The 17,282-nt window shown below is 62.4% G+C and carries 15 protein-coding genes and 2 pseudogenes; 8 read left to right on the top strand and 9 right to left on the bottom strand.

The window, feature by feature from the left end:
- Window positions 1–38: 38 nt before the first annotated feature.
- The 7 genes from argC to J5I97_RS10870 form a co-directional block, all read right to left on the bottom strand.
- Window positions 39–989 (bottom strand): N-acetyl-gamma-glutamyl-phosphate reductase, encoded by a 951-nt coding sequence (argC, locus tag J5I97_RS10840; RefSeq protein WP_208586486.1) that lies wholly within the window; start codon window positions 987–989, stop codon window positions 39–41.
- On the bottom strand, window positions 986–1,597 hold the full coding sequence (locus J5I97_RS10845) for a GNAT family N-acetyltransferase (protein WP_208586487.1): 612 nt from the start codon (window positions 1,595–1,597) through the stop codon (window positions 986–988). The genes argC and J5I97_RS10845 overlap by 4 nt, the downstream gene beginning before the upstream one ends.
- Window positions 1,594–2,946 (bottom strand): acetylglutamate kinase, encoded by a 1,353-nt coding sequence (locus J5I97_RS10850; protein ID WP_208586488.1) that lies wholly within the window; start codon window positions 2,944–2,946, stop codon window positions 1,594–1,596. The genes J5I97_RS10845 and J5I97_RS10850 overlap by 4 nt, the downstream gene beginning before the upstream one ends.
- 48 nt (window positions 2,947–2,994) lie before the next feature.
- Window positions 2,995–4,110: an acetylornithine deacetylase gene (locus tag J5I97_RS10855; protein ID WP_208586489.1), complete on the bottom strand. Its 1,116-nt coding sequence runs from the start codon at window positions 4,108–4,110 to the stop codon at window positions 2,995–2,997.
- Between the two features lie 109 nt (window positions 4,111–4,219).
- A complete protein-coding gene (locus J5I97_RS10860) occupies window positions 4,220–5,461 on the bottom strand; it encodes an argininosuccinate synthase (RefSeq protein WP_208586490.1) in 1,242 nt (413 codons plus the stop codon).
- Between the two features lie 63 nt (window positions 5,462–5,524).
- Window positions 5,525–6,550 carry an N-acetylornithine carbamoyltransferase gene (locus J5I97_RS10865; RefSeq protein ID WP_208586492.1) on the bottom strand — a complete coding sequence of 342 codons (1,026 nt, stop codon included), beginning with the start codon at window positions 6,548–6,550 and terminating at the stop codon, window positions 5,525–5,527.
- 311 nt (window positions 6,551–6,861) lie between these two features.
- Entirely contained in the window at window positions 6,862–7,356 is a 495-nt protein-coding gene (locus J5I97_RS10870) for a hypothetical protein (protein ID WP_208591701.1), read from the bottom strand.
- Between the two features lie 177 nt (window positions 7,357–7,533).
- On the opposite strand from J5I97_RS10870, the gene cysS reads away from it, so the two are divergent.
- The 4 genes and pseudogenes from cysS to J5I97_RS10890 all read left to right on the top strand — a co-directional run bounded on the left by cysS (window position 7,534) and on the right by J5I97_RS10890 (window position 12,195).
- Window positions 7,534–8,949 carry a cysteine--tRNA ligase gene (cysS, locus tag J5I97_RS10875; protein WP_208586493.1) on the top strand — a complete coding sequence of 472 codons (1,416 nt, stop codon included), beginning with the start codon at window positions 7,534–7,536 and terminating at the stop codon, window positions 8,947–8,949.
- Between the two features lie 251 nt (window positions 8,950–9,200).
- Window positions 9,201–9,638 carry a SufE family protein gene (locus J5I97_RS10880; protein WP_208586494.1) on the top strand — a complete coding sequence of 146 codons (438 nt, stop codon included), beginning with the start codon at window positions 9,201–9,203 and terminating at the stop codon, window positions 9,636–9,638.
- A gap of 8 nt (window positions 9,639–9,646) precedes the next feature.
- The gene (locus J5I97_RS10885) at window positions 9,647–10,882 is read left to right on the top strand and encodes an MFS transporter (protein ID WP_208586495.1); all 1,236 of its coding nucleotides are present in this window, start codon (window positions 9,647–9,649) and stop codon (window positions 10,880–10,882) included.
- Between the two features lie 132 nt (window positions 10,883–11,014).
- Window positions 11,015–12,195, top strand: a pseudogene (locus J5I97_RS10890) (IS4 family transposase).
- A 62-nt stretch (window positions 12,196–12,257) separates the two neighbouring features.
- On the opposite strand, the gene dksA reads toward J5I97_RS10890, so the two are convergent.
- Window positions 12,258–13,301: an RNA polymerase-binding protein DksA gene (gene dksA / locus J5I97_RS10895; RefSeq protein ID WP_208591703.1), complete on the bottom strand. Its 1,044-nt coding sequence runs from the start codon at window positions 13,299–13,301 to the stop codon at window positions 12,258–12,260.
- Window positions 13,302–13,392: 91 nt separating this feature from the next.
- Here dksA and yidD point away from each other — a divergent pair.
- The 3 genes and pseudogenes from yidD (at window position 13,393) to J5I97_RS10910 (ending at window position 15,872) form a co-directional block, all read left to right on the top strand.
- Window positions 13,393–13,687 (top strand): annotated as a pseudogene (yidD, locus tag J5I97_RS10900) (membrane protein insertion efficiency factor YidD).
- Window positions 13,684–15,033: a dihydroorotase gene (locus J5I97_RS10905; RefSeq protein ID WP_208586496.1), complete on the top strand. Its 1,350-nt coding sequence runs from the start codon at window positions 13,684–13,686 to the stop codon at window positions 15,031–15,033. The pseudogene yidD and the gene J5I97_RS10905 overlap by 4 nt, the downstream one beginning before the upstream one ends.
- On the top strand, window positions 15,033–15,872 hold the full coding sequence (locus J5I97_RS10910) for a M23 family metallopeptidase (RefSeq protein ID WP_208586497.1): 840 nt from the start codon (window positions 15,033–15,035) through the stop codon (window positions 15,870–15,872). The genes J5I97_RS10905 and J5I97_RS10910 overlap by 1 nt, the downstream gene beginning before the upstream one ends.
- 344 nt (window positions 15,873–16,216) lie before the next feature.
- Here J5I97_RS10910 and J5I97_RS10915 read toward each other — a convergent pair whose 3' ends face one another.
- Entirely contained in the window at window positions 16,217–16,720 is a 504-nt protein-coding gene (locus tag J5I97_RS10915) for a pyridoxamine 5'-phosphate oxidase family protein (protein WP_208586498.1), read from the bottom strand.
- A gap of 169 nt (window positions 16,721–16,889) precedes the next feature.
- On the opposite strand from J5I97_RS10915, the gene J5I97_RS10920 reads away from it, so the two are divergent.
- Entirely contained in the window at window positions 16,890–17,264 is a 375-nt protein-coding gene (locus J5I97_RS10920; RefSeq protein WP_208586500.1) for a hypothetical protein, read from the top strand.
- The last annotated feature ends 18 nt before the right edge of the window (window positions 17,265–17,282 follow it).

The raw sequence follows: 17,282 nt of genomic DNA on the forward strand, positions 1-17,282 counted from the left end.
CGTGCGCACTCGCTTTCCCGGGTCTCCGGTCCCAGGTATTACAACGGAATCGCGGTCCATTCGTCCCAGCCAAACGCCAGGTTGAGGTTCTGCATCGCCTGCGTCGCGGCGCCCTTGAGCAGGTTGTCCAGCGTCGCCACCACCACCACACGCTTGTTGCCCGGCGCCAGCGTCACGCCACCGATCTGCACGCCGTGCTTGCCGGCAATATGGCTGACCCATGGCGCCTCGTCGACGATCTCGATCAGCGGCTCGTCTGCATACCGCTGTGCGTAGCGCGACTGGATCTGTTCGCGCGTCAACGGTTGCTGCAGCCACATGTTGACGGTCATGGTGATACCACGGAAATGCGACGCCACATGCGGCATGAACTCCACCGGCAAACCGAGCTGGGCGGATACTTCGCGCTCGTGGATGTGATTGGTCAGCGCATACGGCATCAGATTATTGGCAAGCAACTCGGGGTTGTTCTTGTCAGACGGCGTGGTGCCCGCGCCGGAATAACCAGACACGCCAAAGCACTGCGGCGGGCCGGCCAGTTGATCGAGCAGCGGCGCGATCGTCAGCTGCAACGCGGTGGCATAGCAGCCCGGGTTGCTGATGCGCTTGTGCCCGCCATACTTGCCACGCGTAAGCTCCGGCAGCCCGTAATACCAAGCCGGATCGAAGCGGTAATCGGCAGATAGATCGATCAACAACGTTTGCGGCCTGGCCACATCGATTGTGGCAACGAAGGGTTCTGCCTTTCCGTTGGGTAACGCAAGAATCACCGCATCGGCGGCCTTGGCGGCAATCGCTTCGGCATCCAGGCTTTCGTAGCGCAACTGGCCATGGTAGGCGTCGTTGTGGTCGGCCACACGTTGTCCGGCCAATTCGCGCGAGGACACGAAGATCAACTGCAGGTGCGGATGCGCCGCCACCAGTTTGATCAATTCCGAACCGGTGTGCCCGCGGGCACCGACGATGCCGATGCTCGTTTGAACAGTCATGCGTTTGCTTCCAGGCGGAACTGCAGGTGGCGTTTGACCCCAACCCATTCCGTATCGATGATGGAGAACACCACGGTATCGCGTGGCGTACCGTCCGCGTGGCGGGTGTAGTTGCGCAGCACACCGTCCTGCTTTGCCCCGAGGCGCGCAATCGCCGCACGCGAGGTGTGATTGAACCAACTGGTATGGAGCACCACGCTCAGGCAACCCAGCGTTTCGAACGCGTGCTGCAGCAGCATCAGCTTGCTTTCGGTATTGACGCCGGTGCGCTGCACGCGCAGCGCGTACCAGGTGTAGCCGATCGACAGCCTGGGCACCGTTGCGTCCAGCGCGTAGTAGCGTGTGCAACCGACGATCTCACCGGCCGCATCGCGCACCACGAACGGCAACATCTCGCCATCCGCCTGCGCTGCCAATGCCGCAGCGACGTAGCTATCCACCTGCGCCGGTGCTGGCACACCGGTGTACCACAGCCGCGACAATGCACCGTCGCCCAGCGCATCGCGCAGGCCATCGGCATGCTCAGCCTGCAATGGCTCCAACGTGGCGTGCTGTCCGCGCAATATCGGCAACTCGCGCCAGATCGGTGGCAATGCGAGGGGCGTCATTGCGCTCCGCCCAGCAGCGTCGGCTGACGCGTCGCGCAGTGCGCAACGCAATGCCGAATCTGTTCGAAGTTTTCCAGCCCGTACCAGAACACCTTCCACTTCTCCTGCTTGATGCAGCCGTCAGACTCGGCGTAGTAGAAGATGTTGACCTGGTTGTTGTGGCGCGAGCGCCAGAACAGTTGCGGCGTTTCTTCGCGCATCACGTTCCACACCGCGCGCCCCAGACCTTCGCCCTGGGCATCGTCGAGCACCGCGAACTTGTCCAGATAGGTGAGCCTGCCAGCGTCGAGGGCGCCTTCATCGGTGAGAATCACCGCCGCGCGATAATTTTCGCTGACGTAGGCGCGCAGCAGCTTGGTGTTGCTGAAGTAGTCGGGCACCAGCGTGCGGCCGAAGCTGGATTGGATCAGCGAGGTCAGTCGCGGCAGATCCAATTGGTCCCACGAACTCGCATGCAACACGCGTTCACCACGCCGTACCAGCGTGCCGGAGCCTTTGTGCGTGAACAGTTCTTTGGCCAGGTCTGCCGGTCGAGTGATCGACACCGACGATTCCAGCGGCAAACGATCCAGCAAGTCCTTGATCTGCTCGATCTTGACCCGCATGCCGCCATTGATCCACGGCTGCTTCATCAGATGCTCGAACTCGGTGGATAGATTGATCGAATCGATCAACTTGCCATCGGCATCCAGCAACCCACCGGTACCGGTGAGGAAGATGATTTTGTACGGCTGCAGCTCCTGCACCAACTCATTGGCGGCAAAATCCGCATTGACGTTGAGTATCTGCCCGCTTGGCGTCTCGCCCAAGCTGGTGATCACAGGGATCGAGCCGGCCTGCAGGCTGGCTTCGATCGGTGCCAGATTCACCGCCTTGACCTCACCGACCAAGCCATAGATACCGCGGTCCAGATACTCGGCCTCGAACACGCCGCCGGTGATCGAAGTCGCGCGCGCGCCGTTCTGCTGCAGCGCCTCGACCAGTTTGAGGTTGGAGGCCTGGAATACCTTGCGAACGATCGCCAAGGCTTCAGGCGAGGTCACTCGCAGCCCGTTGACGATGTGCTTCTCGATACCGGCTGCCGACAACTCGGCATCCAGCTGCGGGCCGGCGCCATGCAGGACGATCGGGGTCAGCCCCACTTCCTGCAAAAACGACAACGACGAAGTCAGCGCTTCCAGATCGTCGCGCAGCACCGCGCCGCCAACCTTGACCACCGCAAAGCGCTTGGCATCGAGCTGCGAAAAACGCTTGAGGTACTGGCTGATTTCCTTGGCGCTGGCCATGCTAGAAAGCAGGCGCACGATGGTCTGGCGGATCTGTGTGTGGGGCTGTGCGGAAAGGGACATTGCCGTGATCGAAGAGAGAAATGGCCGCGCCAGGCGCGGAACGAGACGTTAGTGAGAGCCGTTGATGATGCGATTCACCGATTCTGCATAACGCTGCAATTGCGCAAGCGTTACGAACTCATCGGCAGTGTGTGCCTGGGCGATATCGCCAGGGCCATACACCAATGCGGTATAGCCGCTGGCCGAGAACAGCGAGGCCTCCGTCCAGAAGTCCACCGCGTTGCCGATCGGCAGATCCAGCGCATCGGCCACATCGCGTGCAGCCAGACGACGTTGCTCGGCACGGGCGATGTCTCCCGACGGCAAGCTGGGCCCACGAAAGGTTTCTTCAAAGTGCGCTGCAGCCGGCTCGGCAAACCCGGCTAAAGTTGCCAGCAATGCGTCCACGTCCATCGATGGCAGCGGTCGAAAACCGAAACGCACCTCGGCCGCCGGCGCGATCATGTTGGCCTTGATGCCCCCATCGACCCGACCGATGTTGAAACGCAATCCGGTCAAGCCACCGAAGCGCGCATACGCCAGCGACTCGACGTGATCCAGCGCCTTGCCGCCCCAACGCATCGCCTGATGCAAGGCACTGGCAGAAGAGTCCTGCTTGCCCGACGCATGCCCGGCACACCCGGCGAACTGCATCAGCACCGAACTGATCCCGCGATGCGCAAGCACCGCTTCGCTCATCGTCGGCTCGGCCACCAGCACGGCCTCATAGGGCAATCCACGCGCCAGAAACGCCGCAATACAGCGCGGATCGTTGGCTTCTTCGTCGGACGAAAACAGCAACGCCGCATCGCCATCGCCGGCATTGGCCGCAGCCACCAGCGCCGCCGCCGCGCCTTTGATATCGCAGACACCCAGACCGATCACCCGATCGTCGGTGCGCCGCATCACATGCGGATCGGCGCTCCAATGCGGCGAATCCGGAACAGTGTCCAGATGCACGTTGAACAGGTAGTTCGGCTTTCCACGTACCGCATAGAAGCTCACCGCCCCGGCACCGTGGTCGATCACCTCGACCTGAAACTCGGGCAACTGCGCACGCAGATAATCGAAGATGCCACCCTGGGCGGCAATCGAACGCGGCGGATTGCGGGTATCGAAGGACACCAGCGCCTGCAGATGCGCAAGCGTGGCTCCAAGCAGCGGAGAATCGGTCGAAGTCGTCATCGGCATCACATCAGCGGCTGCACCAGCAGCCAGGAAAAACGTTATCGTTGCGATACAGGATCGGACAAGGGAATAACGTCAGCTATTTCCCAATCCAGACTCCCGGCTCTCAGCGATTTACCTGCGCATATAGCGTGGAACTCATCCCGAACAGCTTGATGAAGCCTTCGGCTTCTTCCACGCCCCAGTCGGCCGACTGCGCGTAAGTCGCGCCCTTGGCGTTGAGCAGGTGCGGCGAACGCACGGCCACCGCATCGACGCGGCCACCGCGGGTTTCCAGCGTGACTTCGCCGTTGACCTTGGACTGCGAGGACTTCAAAAACGCCTCGATATCGGTCTTGAGCGGGTCGTGATAGAAGCCTTCGTACACCAGCTCCACCCACTTTCGCGCCACGTCCGGCTTGAAGCGGTTCTGCTGTTTGGTCAGCACCGCATCTTCCAGCGCGCGGTGTGCGGTCAACAGCGAGATCAGGCCCGGCGCTTCGAACACGATGCGGCCCTTCAAGCCGACCACGGTATCGCCGGTGTACACGCCACGGCCCACACCGTACTGCGCGAACAAGGTGTTGAGTTTGGCCAAGATCTTCGCGCCCGGCAGGGGCTTGCCATCCAGTTCGACCGCCTCGCCTTCGACGAATTTCAGCGTCACCGTCAGCGCCTCGGTCGGCCACGCGCTACGCGGCGCGCACCAGCCACGTGCCCCCTCCCCCGGTGCTTCCCAACGATCGATCTCGCCACCGGACATGGTCAGACCGAGCAGGTTCTCGTTGATGGTATAGGCCTGCTGCTTGGCACGCACACCGAAGCCGCGCGCTTCCAGATACTTCTGCTCGTAGGCGCGGGTTTGGGTGTGCTCTTTCTGGATCTCGCGGATCGGCGCAACGATCTGGTAATCGCCCAATGCCTTGACTGCCAGATCGAAACGCACCTGGTCGTTCCCCATGCCGGTGCAACCGTGCGCGATGATGCGCGTGCCCAGTTCTTCGGCGCGCTTGAGCGCGGCATCGACGATCAGATAACGGTCCGACACCAGCAACGGATACTGGCCCTGGTACCCCTCGCCCGCCCACACGAACGGCTTGACGAAGCCTTCCCAGATCGCCGGACCGCCATCGACGGTGACATGGCTGACCGCACCGAGCTCGGCGGCGCGCTTCTCGATGAACTCACGCTCCTCGGCATTCACGCCGCCGGTATCGGCGAAGACGGTATGCACGGCATAACCACGCTCCTGCAGATACGGAATGCAGAAGCTGGTGTCCAGGCCACCGGAGAAAGCCAGGACGATGTCCTTGCTGCCGGCAGTGGAGAGTAGGGAGTCGGGATTGGTTGAAGCGGTCTGCTGCGACATGGGGGTCTCTCTGAAATTGACTAAGTTGGGTCGGGAGCCGGGTTCGCCGTTGCGAATCCCCAATCACGAATCCCGGCTGTCCTGGCCCACCAGGGCAGCCATGATCGCTTTCTGCACATGCAGACGATTCTCGGCTTCATCGATGGCAATGCAGTTGGGCGAATCCATCACCGCATCGGTGGCCTTGACGTTGCGACGCAGCGGCAGGCAGTGCGAGAACACGCCATTGTTGGTCAGCGCCATCTTGCGTTCGTCGACGATGAAGTGCTGGTACTGGTCGCGGATCGGCTTTTCCGGTTCCCAGTTGCCGAAGAACGCCAGCGCGCCCCAGCTCTTGGCGTAGACGACATCGGCGCCGGCATAGGCGCTGTCGATGTCGTGGCTGACCTGCAGCGAGCCGCCGTTTTCGGCCACGTTCTGCGCTGCCCAGTCCATATAGCGCCGATCCAGAATGTAGTCCGGCGTCGGGCACAGCAAGGTCACGTCCATGCCCATGCGAGTAGCGATCGTCAACGCGGAGTTGGCCACCGCGGTGTTCAACGGTTTGGGGTGATAGGTCCAGGTCAGCAGATACTTCTTGCCGCGTAGATCCGGAGTGCCGAAGTGCTGCTGCAGCGCGAGCGCGTGCGCCAACTCCTGGCATGGGTGGGTGATCGTCTCCATGTTGATCACCGGCACCGGCGAATACTCGGCGAAACTCTTGAGCACCTGGTCTTCGCGGTCCTTGGACCAATCGACGAACTTGGGAAACGCGCGCACGCCGATCAGATCGACATAACGGCCCAGTACGCGCGCCACTTCGGCGATGTGCTCCTCGGTGTCGCCATCCATGACCGTGCCCAGATTGAACTCGATCGGCCACGCATCCTTGCCCGGCTGCAGCACGACGGCATGCCCGCCCAACTGGAACGCGCCCAGCTCGAAGCTGGTGCGGGTACGCATGGACGGATTGAAAAACACCAGTGCGATCGACTTGCCCTTCAGCTCGCTTCCCAGCTTGTTGCGTTTGAACAATGCGGCCTGGGTCAACAGCGCGTCCAGTTCGGCGCGGCTCCAGTCCTGCGTGTTCAAGAAGTGCTTCAGTGACATCGATCGATCCTTTGCTGCGTGCTTCTGCTGCGTGGTCCGCCAGGAGCGACGGGATGCGCGACATGCGCGTTTCTTGCGGTTGAAACTTTTGTGACGCCAAAACGAAAAAACCCAGCCTTGAGGCTGGGTTTTCAACAACGGAACGGCTAAACGACCCGGTTACCCAGCGAAGATGTGGGATTCCGGCCGGCGGGCACGCGAGGTAGTGCCGGAGGCCATCGGAGCGGCGCTGGTGTCGTGCTGAAAAGCGTTCGATTGCATAGGGCGCGAATCCTCGCACGCATGCGGGCACGGCGCAACCGCTGCGCATGTCATCGCGGCGGCGCGACGATGGCATCGGGAATGTACGGGGTCACCGAAACCCGGATGCGCAACCGGTTACCCGGATCTTCCGGCAACCGCGAGCGGTATTTGGTGCCCTTGTAAACGTAGTCCACGTCAAAAGCGATCGGGCGCCGGAACTCGCGTGGCACTTCCACTACCCGGCAGTTGCGGCGGGTGCTGGTCGGCGGCACCGCCACTACGGCGGCAGGCTCAGGGCGCCGCGAGAACACCTCCTTGACCGAATCCACCATGCGGTTGATGCGGCCTTCGTCTTCGGCTGAAGCGGCGGCTACCGACGCAACCTGCTCGGCCTGGCACTGTTCTTCGATACGCGTCGCGCGCAAGGTCTGGTAGACCGGCTCCACGTTAAGCACCTGCGCGTAGTCCAGCTTCACGTTCTCGATCACCACGACCCGATTCTTGGGGTCCGGCTCTGCCGCGTGCACCGAGACTGCTTGCCAGGCAAACACACACAGCAGCATGAAGAACGGAGAAGGTCGCATCAGTAGCAGGAGGGCGCAGCAAGGCAGTACGTGAGTGTATGGAGCTTGCGATCACCTGGGCTGAACGCAACCCATCCGGTTGCCTTGCCTGGCTGCGGGTTCGCCATCCTGCCGCAACGGGCTAGAATCGCACGGTTACCTTTTTTCCAGATGCCGATGAGCCTGCGCCTGCACAACACCCTGACGCGGCGGGTCGAGCCGTTCGCGCCGCTCGATCCGTCCGGTCCCACGCTGTATGTGTGCGGCCCCACCGTCTACAACTATGCGCACATCGGCAACGCACGCGGCCCGGTGGTGTTCGACGTGCTGGCCGCGCTGCTGCGGCGCCGTTACGGCACGCTGCGCTACGCGCGCAACATCACCGACGTGGACGACAAGATCAACGCCGCCGCGCAGGCGCAGGGCGTGCCGATCTCGACCATCACCGATCGCTTCGCCGCGATCTATCGGCAGGACATGGCCGCGCTCGGCGTGGTGCCGCCGGACATCGAACCGGAAGCCACTGCGCATATCCCGCAGATCGTGGCGATGATCGAGCAATTGATCGCCAATGGGCATGCCTACGCCGCTGAAGGCCATGTGCTGTTTGCGGTGGCAAGCTTCGACGGTTACGGCAAGCTGTCGCGCCGCGATCCGGACGAAATGCTTGCCGGCGCGCGCGTCGATGTAGCGCCATACAAGCGCGAACCCGGCGACTTCGTGCTGTGGAAGCCCTCCAGCGACGACCTGCCCGGCTGGGACTCGCCATGGGCGCGCGGCCGCCCAGGCTGGCATATCGAATGCTCTGCAATGGCCGCGGCGCATCTGGGTCCGACCATCGACATCCATGCCGGCGGCGTGGACCTGCAGTTCCCGCACCACGAGAACGAGATCGCGCAGAGCGAGTGTGCGCATGGCGGCGCCACCTTTGCGCGGTTCTGGCTGCACAACGGCATGCTCAATTTCAGCGGCGCCAAGATGAGCAAGTCGCTGGGCAACATCGAAACCGTGCACGACCTGATCGCCAAGCATCCGCCAGAGGCGCTGCGCTACGCTTTGTTGAGCGCGCATTACCGGCAGCCGCTAGATTGGTCGGATGGATTGATCGAGCAAGCCAAGAACACGCTGGACCGATTGTATGGCACGTTGCGCGATCTGCAGGACGTGCCGGCCACCGCGACGATTCCGGCGGCAGTCGAGGCCGCACTGGACGATGACCTCAACACACCGCAGGCGCTGGCCGAAGTGGCGCGCATCGCCACTGAGGCGCGCAAGGCCACGGAAATTCTCGATAGGGCGCGATTGAAATCGGAGCTGCTTGGAGCCGGGTTGACGCTTGGGCTACTGCGGCAGGAACCTTCAGCATGGTTCCAGCGAGGCCCTGGTGTTTCTGGTGCTGTCACAGTGGGCTTGGCGCCCACGGGGGGGAAGCTACAGTCGTTGGATGACTACGTTGCGGAAAAAATTTCCGAACGAACAGCCGCGAAAAAAGCCAAAGATTTCGCCCGCGCCGACGCCATCCGCGAACAACTCGCCGACGAAGGCATCGTGCTCGAAGACACCGCGCAAGGCGTGCGCTGGAAGCGCGCATGACCCTGTGTTTTCCCATCGGGAGAAAAGTGGCGCGTAGCGCCGGATGAGCGTGCGCCTCGGAGATAGTCGATCGTCGGCCATGGCAAACGCGTCGCCACGCGCCAGCCAAGTCAAACCACCAGTAGCCTCCACCCTTCATCACACGTGCGCGTGGCGACGCGTTCATTTAACTGCGAGCGCCTCAGGTCGATCGCGGCGCCCCCCTTTCCCGCAGGGTGAAGGGCTATCACCGAATGATTCTGGATTTTTTAATGACCAACTCCCCTTTCCCGCTCGAAGCCACCGCCGTCGAAGCGCAGGCCACCATTGCCGAAGAATTCTCTTTCTTTGGCGACTGGTCCGAGCGCTATCAGTATCTGATCGATCTGGGCCGCAAGCTGCCCGAGTTCCCCGAACAGTGGAAGACCGAAGAACATCGTTTGTATGGTTGCCAGTCGATGGTGTGGATCGTGCCGGAAGGCAATGCCGAGCGCCTGGACTTCCATGCAGTCAGCGATTCGACAATCGTCTCCGGGCTGATCTATCTCGCATTGCGTGTGTATTCCGGGCGTAGCGCGCAGGAGATCCTGGCCACCGAGCCGGACTACATCGCCGGGATTGGATTGGCCAAGCATCTGTCGCCGACCCGCAGCAATGGCCTGGCCGCGATGCTGGCCTTCATTCGCGACACCGCGCGCGCGCAGCAGTGAGCCCGCCGATGAAGCCCGCCGCCTCGCTGCGCACGCTGTTCGCCTATCCGGGCTTCGGCCTGGTGCTGCTGTATCGCGTGGCGGCAATGCTGTCGTATCAGATCGTCGCGGTGACGGTCGGTTGGCATATCTACGAGATCACCCGCAACACGCTCTCGCTCGGGCTGATCGGGCTGGCGGAGATACTGCCGTTCTTCTGCATCGCGCCGTTTGCGGGCTACCTGGTCGATCACCTGCCACGCAGACGTCTGGGCACGATCGCGGTGCTGGGATTGGTCGCCACCGCGCTACTGCTATTGGCGATTACGTTCGGCTGGCTATCCATGCAAGGCGTGTGGCCGATCTACGCGGCCATCGCACTGACCGGTGCAGCACGCTCGTTTCTGTCGCCGGTTTACAACGCATTGTTTGCGCGTACGCTGCCGCGCGAGGCATTCGCACGCGGCGCCAGCATCGGCAGCGTCACCTTCCAGGCCGGCATGGTGATCGGCCCGGCGCTGGGCGGTGTGCTGGTCGGCTGGGGAGGTAAGGGCCTGGCCTACGGCGTTGCCGCAAGCGTGGGGTCAGTAGCGATTCTGGCCTTGGCGGCGTTGCGCGTCAGCGAGCCGGTCAACAAAGGCCCGCGCGCGCCGATCTTCAGCAGCATCGCCGAAGGTGCACAGTTCGTGCTGTCCAACCAGATCATGTTGGGCGCCATGGCGCTGGACATGTTTTCAGTGTTGTTGGGCGGCGCGGTGTCGATGCTCCCCGCCTTCATCCACGACATCCTGCACTACGGCCCGGAAGGCCTGGGCATCCTGCGCGGCGCACCGGCGCTGGGCTCGATCGTGGTGGGCGTGTGGCTGGCGCGGCACCCGCTGCAGCGCAATGCCGGGCGCATCCTGATGTTGTCGGTGGCCGGCTTTGGACTGTGTACGATCGCGTTCGGGCTGTCGCGGCACTTCTGGTTGTCGGGGGCAATTTTGCTGATCTACGGCATGTGCGACGGTGTGTCGGTCGTGGTGCGTCAGACCATCCTGCAGCTCGCTACGCCGGACGCGATGCGTGGCCGGGTCTCATCGATCAACGGCATTTTCATCGGCTCCTCCAACGAGCTGGGCGCTTTCTATGACGGCGTGATGGCGCGCTTGGTCGGCTTGGTACCAGCGGTGGTGATCGGCGGCTGCGTTACCCTGGGCGTGGTGGCAACCACTGCATGGAGGGCACCGCGCTTGCGCAAGCTGGATCTGCGCGACTTGCAGTGAGTGGTAGCCAACAGACCACACTCCAACACAATGAATGACCCATAAAAAACCTCGCACAAAACGGTAATTCTGTTCACTTAAGCAAATAGTCACCGAAAATCCGATATCAGACTTCTGGTATCGGATTTTTTTGTGTCCCTTCAACAGCAGCTGTTCGACCTTGGCGACCTGTTCAACTTCTCCGACCTGAGCACTTTTACGCAAAATATTCCGGTGGAGTGGGTGGCCAGCGCGCTGGAACTGTCTTCTCAGGCCAGTATCCGACGTCGGCGCCTTCCCAGTGATCAGGTGTTGTGGCTTGTTCTGGGCATGGCGTTGTTCCGTGACGAACCGGTGCACGAGTTCGCACGTCGTTTGAACATCTGTGCACAAGGGCTGGCCTCAGAAGATCTGTTGGCGCGCAGCGGCGTCAGTCAGGCGCGCGCGCGACTGGGTGCCGATCCGGTCCACCACCTGTTTGCAACGACTGGGGCGCAATAGGGCGGCGAACGCTACCAAGGCGATGGATGGCAGGGATTGCAGGTCTTTACCGTGGATGGCGCGCTGCTGCGTACGCCAGACACCGAAGCACTGCGCGAACATTTTGGTTCCGGCAATCCCAGCACGGACCGTCAGACGCCATTTCCCATGCTGCGATTGGTTGCACTGATGAACGTACGCTCGCATGTCTTGCTCAATGCTCAGCTCGGTCTCTACCGCCGCAGCGAAATTCGCTTGAGCGAGCCGTTTTTACACTTCATTCCCGACCATTCGGTCACCTGGTTCGACAAAGGGTTCTGGAGCGCTGATCTGTTGCTGTCGCTCGCCAATACTGGCACTGCACGCCACTGGCTGACACCAGCACGCAAGGACTTGGTGGCGGTACTGACCTCGCTGCCTGCCACCACTTACAGCGCCAAGTCTGTCGCAACGCTTTACCAGCAGCGATGGGAAATCGAACTGGGTTTGCGCGACATCAAAAGCTCGATGCAGCACAACGCAACGACCTTACGCAGCAAGAAGATCGACTTGGTGTACCAGGAGGTCTGGGGGTTGCTGCTGGCCTACAACATCATTGGACGTGAAGCCGGTCAGGCAGCTGTGGCGTTTGGCACAACGCCTGCGGACATCCGATTCACACCGGTCTGCCAGTACATCGCAGTGCAACTCATCGTGATGGCCGCAGCCAATCCGGCTTCCGCCACAGGAAGACGCCTATCCCAACTTCGCTCAGGCATCGCGAGCCTGTTCCTCGAATGCCTACGCGGCCAAGGACGGTGAAGATCTCGAAGACCCGCTATCCGGTAGATCGAAAGGCTGCTCCGCTTAAGTGAACAGCATTACGCACAAAGCGGGGCTTTTATTCGACAACTGCGGTTAGGCAGCTGCTGAAAGATCAATCGCCCTGCTGCTTCTGCAGGTGCTCCCAACGCTCTTGCGCGTCGATAGTGCGCTCGGCGGTCAGACGCGCTTCCAGCCGGTCCAGACCGATCTCTTCGCCGGTATCCACGCAATAGCCGTAATCGCCGTCTTCCAGACGCTTGAGCGTGCTATCGATCTTGGAGATCAGCTTGCGTGCACGGTCGCGGGCGCGCAGTTCCAGCGAGTTCTCGGTCTCGCGGGTGGCACGCTCTGCTTCGTCGCCAATGTCACGCACTTCTTCGCGCAGGTTCTCGATGGTCTGCTTAGACTCCTCGACCATTTCGTTGCGCCAACGCTGCAGGCGCTGCCGGAAATACTCCTGCTGCAACTTGCTCATGTACTCCTCATCCGCAGCAGGCTTGTAGCCCTGCGGCAAGATCGGGCGACCGGTTGCTTCGTCGGTCTTGTACTCGACCACCCTGTACTTGGTTTTGGGGGTCGGGCCGGACGGTTTAGAGGTCACAGCCACAGCCACCTTGCCGACCGGACGGGGCGCGGCAGGCTTGGCGGGGGCTTCGGTTTTGGTTGGTGTTTTAGCTGAAGATTTCGAAACGGGCACGGGATTCTTAAGTGACGGGGTCGCAGGCTTTGCCGGCTTCGCAGGGACGGCCTTCGGGGCCGGTGCGGGCGCGGGCTTTTCAGCCTTGACTGGGACTGACTTGGCCGGGGTCGGCCTGGCGGCCGGCTTCGGTACGGACTTGGGCGCCGCCGGCGTTTCGACCGGTTGGGCGGCAGCCGGAGCTGTCTTGTTCGCCGCCGGCTTGGCAGCACTCTTGGCGACGGGTTTCTTCACTGGCTTGGGGGGTGCGGGCTTAGACGCGGTGCTGTTGGAGTCCGGCGCCGGCTTGGCGGCGGTCTTCGTCGCAGGTGCCTTCTTTGCAGCCGGTTGCTTGGCGGCCGCCGTCGCCTGCTTGGCAGCCGGTGTTGCAGCGGCGCGCTCCGCAGCTTTCTTCGCAACGGGTTTGGCGGACTTCTTGGCGGCCTCTAAGGCCTTTTTTGCAGGTTTTTTAGCAGCCACGAAACGCTCATCCTTGGTTCTCCCGGGGCCCGGGAAAGCGTGGCCTTTATAGCGTACCCCACAGACCCCCGGCAACCACCTATTAGTTCAAGTGGAATATCATTGGCAAGTGATCGGCCGTCTACTCATCGCGCTGCTGCGCTTCTACAAGCTGTTCATCAGCCCCCTGCTCGGGCCGCGCTGCCGTTTTGCGCCCAGCTGCTCGGAGTATGCGATGACCGCGATCGGCCGCTTCGGCCCGCTATGCGGCGGCTGGCTCGCCGCACGCAGGCTCGGGCGTTGCCACCCCTTCCATCCGGGCGGGTTCGATCCAGTGCCCGACGCGCGCCCGTCCGCTTCCTCGCCACCGTCTTCATTCCTGTCGCTGCAAAGGACCCCATCCATGAGCCGTACCGTCATCGTCAACGCCCGCCTGGTCAATGAAGGCAAGGAGTTCGACGCCGATCTCCTGATCGAGGGTGGCCGCATCGCCAAGATCGATGGCAGGATCCCCCCGGCTCCAGGCGATACCGTCGTAGACGCGGCCGGGCGCTGGGTGCTGCCGGGCATGATCGACGACCAGGTGCACTTCCGCGAGCCGGGCCTGACCCACAAGGGCGACATCGCGACCGAATCCGGCGCTGCCGTGGCCGGCGGCCTGACCAGCTTCATGGACATGCCCAACACCAATCCGCCGACCCTGGATGCGGCCGCGCTGCAGGCCAAGTACGCCGCAGCGGCCGGGCGCGCCTGGGCCAACTACGGCTTCTACATGGGCGCCAGCAACGACAATCTGGCCGCGATCCAGACACTGGATCCGAAGACCGCGCCGGGCATCAAGGTGTTCATGGGCGCCTCCACCGGCAACATGCTGGTAGACAACCCCGAGACGCTGGACGCGATCTTCCGCGACGCGCCCACGCCGATCATCACCCACTGCGAAGATACTCCGACCATCGACGCGACGTTGGCCGAATACAAGAAAAAGTACGGGGATGCGCTGACCCCGCAGATGCATCCGGACATCCGCTCGCGTCAAGCGTGCCTGAAGTCCTCACAACTGGCGGTGTCGCTGGCGCGCAAGCACAACACCCGCCTGCACGTGCTGCACATCTCCACTGCCGACGAACTGGCGCTATTCGAATCCGGCCCGCTGGTCGATGCCGATGGCAAGGTGCGCAAGCGCATCACCGCCGAAACCTGCATCCACTTCCTGCGCTTTGACCGCAGCGATTACGCGCAACTGGGCAACCTGATCAAGTGCAATCCCTCGATCAAGGACGCCGGCGACCGTCTGGCGCTGATCGAGGCGTTGGCCGAAGACGTGATCGACGTGCTCGCCACCGACCACGCCCCGCATACGTGGGAAGAAAAGCACAAGCCCTACGCGCAGGCGCCATCCGGCTTGCCGTTGGTGCAATACGCACTGGTTGCCGCGCTGGAGCTTGTGCACGAGGGCAAGCTGCCGATCACACGCATCGTGCAGAAGTTCGCGCATGCGCCGGGGCAGCTGTTCGATGTGGAAGAGCGCGGTTTTCTGCGCGAAGGCTACTTCGCGGACCTGGTAATGATCGACAACACCCCGTTCACCGTGAAGCGCGAGCAGGTGCTGTCCAAGTGCGGCTGGTCGCCGTTCGAAGGCACGACCTTCCGCTCGCGCATCGCCGCAACCTGGGTCAATGGTCAGCAGGTATGGGACGGCGAGCAGTTGGTCGGCAGCGCTGCCGGCCAGCGCCTGACCTTCAACCGCTGATGCGCGCAGCCCTGTTTGGCGCTTGGCTTGTGCTGGGACCGGTCTCGTTCACTATTGGAAGCGCCGCTGCGCAGCCTGCCATCGACGCTGAGGTGGCGTTTCCGCAAAGCGCGTCGCAAGGCGCGCTGGTGATCGGCAAGGTGCCAGCCGGTAGCCGTGTGCAATACGCCGGCCACACCTTGCGTGTGAGCGGCTATGGCAGCGTGGTGTTCGGCATCGGCCGCGACGCCACCGGCCCGCTGCAGGTGCAGATCACCCGGCCCGACGGCGGCAAGGAAACCGCCAGCATTGCGGTGACACCACGCGATTGGCCAGTGGAACGCGTCAACGGCGTGCCACCCAAGACAGTCAACCCGCCTGCTGCGATCGCCGAGCGGATCAAACGCGAGCAGGCGCAGGTCACTGCCGCGCGCGACCGCGACGATGCGCGCACCGATTTCGCCCAGACGTTCATCTGGCCGGTGCAGGGCCGTATCAGCGGTCGCTTCGGCAATGCGCGCGTGTACAACGGCCAGCCCGGCGCCGGCCATTCGGGCATGGACATCGCAGTGCCGACCGGCACGCCGGTGAAGGCACCGGCAGCCGGTGTCGTCACCTTTGCAGCGCCGGATCTGTATCTGACCGGCGGCACTGTGTTGCTGGATCATGGCTTCGGCGTCAGTTCCAACTTCCTGCACCTGTCGCGCATCGACGTGAAGGTGGGCGAGCGGGTCGAGCAAGGCCAGATTATTGCCGTTGTGGGGGCGACCGGACGCGCGACCGGGCCGCATCTGCATTGGGGAATGAGCTGGTTCGATGTGCGGATCGATCCGTTGTTGGTGCTTGAGCGCGGTAAGTAGTCGGTTCGCCGGATAGCTGGCGTGTGGTAGCGCGATTCAACGTCGCGGCTACATGTTCACTGGGGCGCGGTCTCGTTGACAAATCATGCGAATAGAACACCTCGACCTCTCCAGCATGCTACTGCCGCAACTTACGCAACTGTTGCTGATGACCTAGAACGCGCGGCGCGGTCTTTCTCCAGCATCCACTGATAAAAGCGAAATCCAGGCATGCAGTACGGCGCGACCGCATCCATTTCGCGATCAAAGAATTGACCATTGGCAACGCGTAGACCACTGCTGCGGATGGCGCTGGTCGACGCAGCACGCACACGCGACCTTGACGGTCACGCGTGCGAAAGGCGTCAGCGCAGCGGGACGTTCGCCACTTTGTCTTGATAATCCTTCTTCGGGTCCACGCCGAACAACACCTTGATCCCGGCCAGTAGGCTGGATCCATTGCGCCAGATCTGCGCGTGGTCGGCATCCAGACGCAGCAGCGCCAGCTTGGGGTCGTCCTTGCCGCCTTCGTACCAGGCAGCGACATGCGGGTTCCATAACCGTTCGACTACCGCCGGGTCGGTGTCCTCGCACAGCGAACCGCTAATGCTTGCGAACAGATCATGGCCCTTGCTGCTGAAGGCGCCGATGACGCGGCGGCCCTTCCCCAGCATCGCGATCAATGCGTTGTCTTTGGAAGTGAAGAACCAGATCGGGCCACCGCTGTCGCCTTCGATCTGCGCGGTCATCGGACGCGCATGGCCGTCTTCGACGCCATCCAGGCCCAGCATCACGGTGCGATCGGACTTCAACGCTTTCCAGAATTTGTCTTGCAGCTCTTTGGAATCTGCCATCTCGGTTCCTAACATGCGCGTGTCTACGCGGGTAATGCAGTCTGTAAGGCGGCACGCCCACGGGATGTGACGATGCGCAACCACAGCGTGGGTAGTTACGATTGTGCAGTGCAGTGCATGCTTTCCTGCCCTGCCCTGCGCGGCGCGGCGCGGCGCAGCTTGCGAGGCGAGCGCAGTGCAACGCATGGCCCCACCCGGCAGATTTTGCACATCGACTCGCAACGGCTTTCTCGCGATCAACAGCAACGTTGCGAGCGTCTTCAGTTCACCGGACAACGACACGCATCTTGGGCGTGCCTTGGATGAGGGAACCGCACGCGTGGTGCTCGACGGCGGTGCGCCGAGCTTCGCAAAAGCGCCGCACAACGCTGGGCCGCCAACCAATCCTGCCAACACCAAGATTGTCTTTAACGGCGGGCCGGTGAGCCTTGCGTCGCTGCTCGGCGCATCCGATTCCAATCAGGTACACAGCTCCGGTCATCCGGGCACCGACAGCCCGCTGGACTGCAGCGGCGCTTTCGCTTCCTTCGGCGCTGCGGTGCTGAATTCGCCCTTCTGACGTCGGCGATCGGCACAA

The sequence above is a fragment of the Xanthomonas fragariae genome, assembly GCF_017603965.1.
GTDB lineage: Bacteria > Pseudomonadota > Gammaproteobacteria > Xanthomonadales > Xanthomonadaceae > Xanthomonas > Xanthomonas fragariae_A.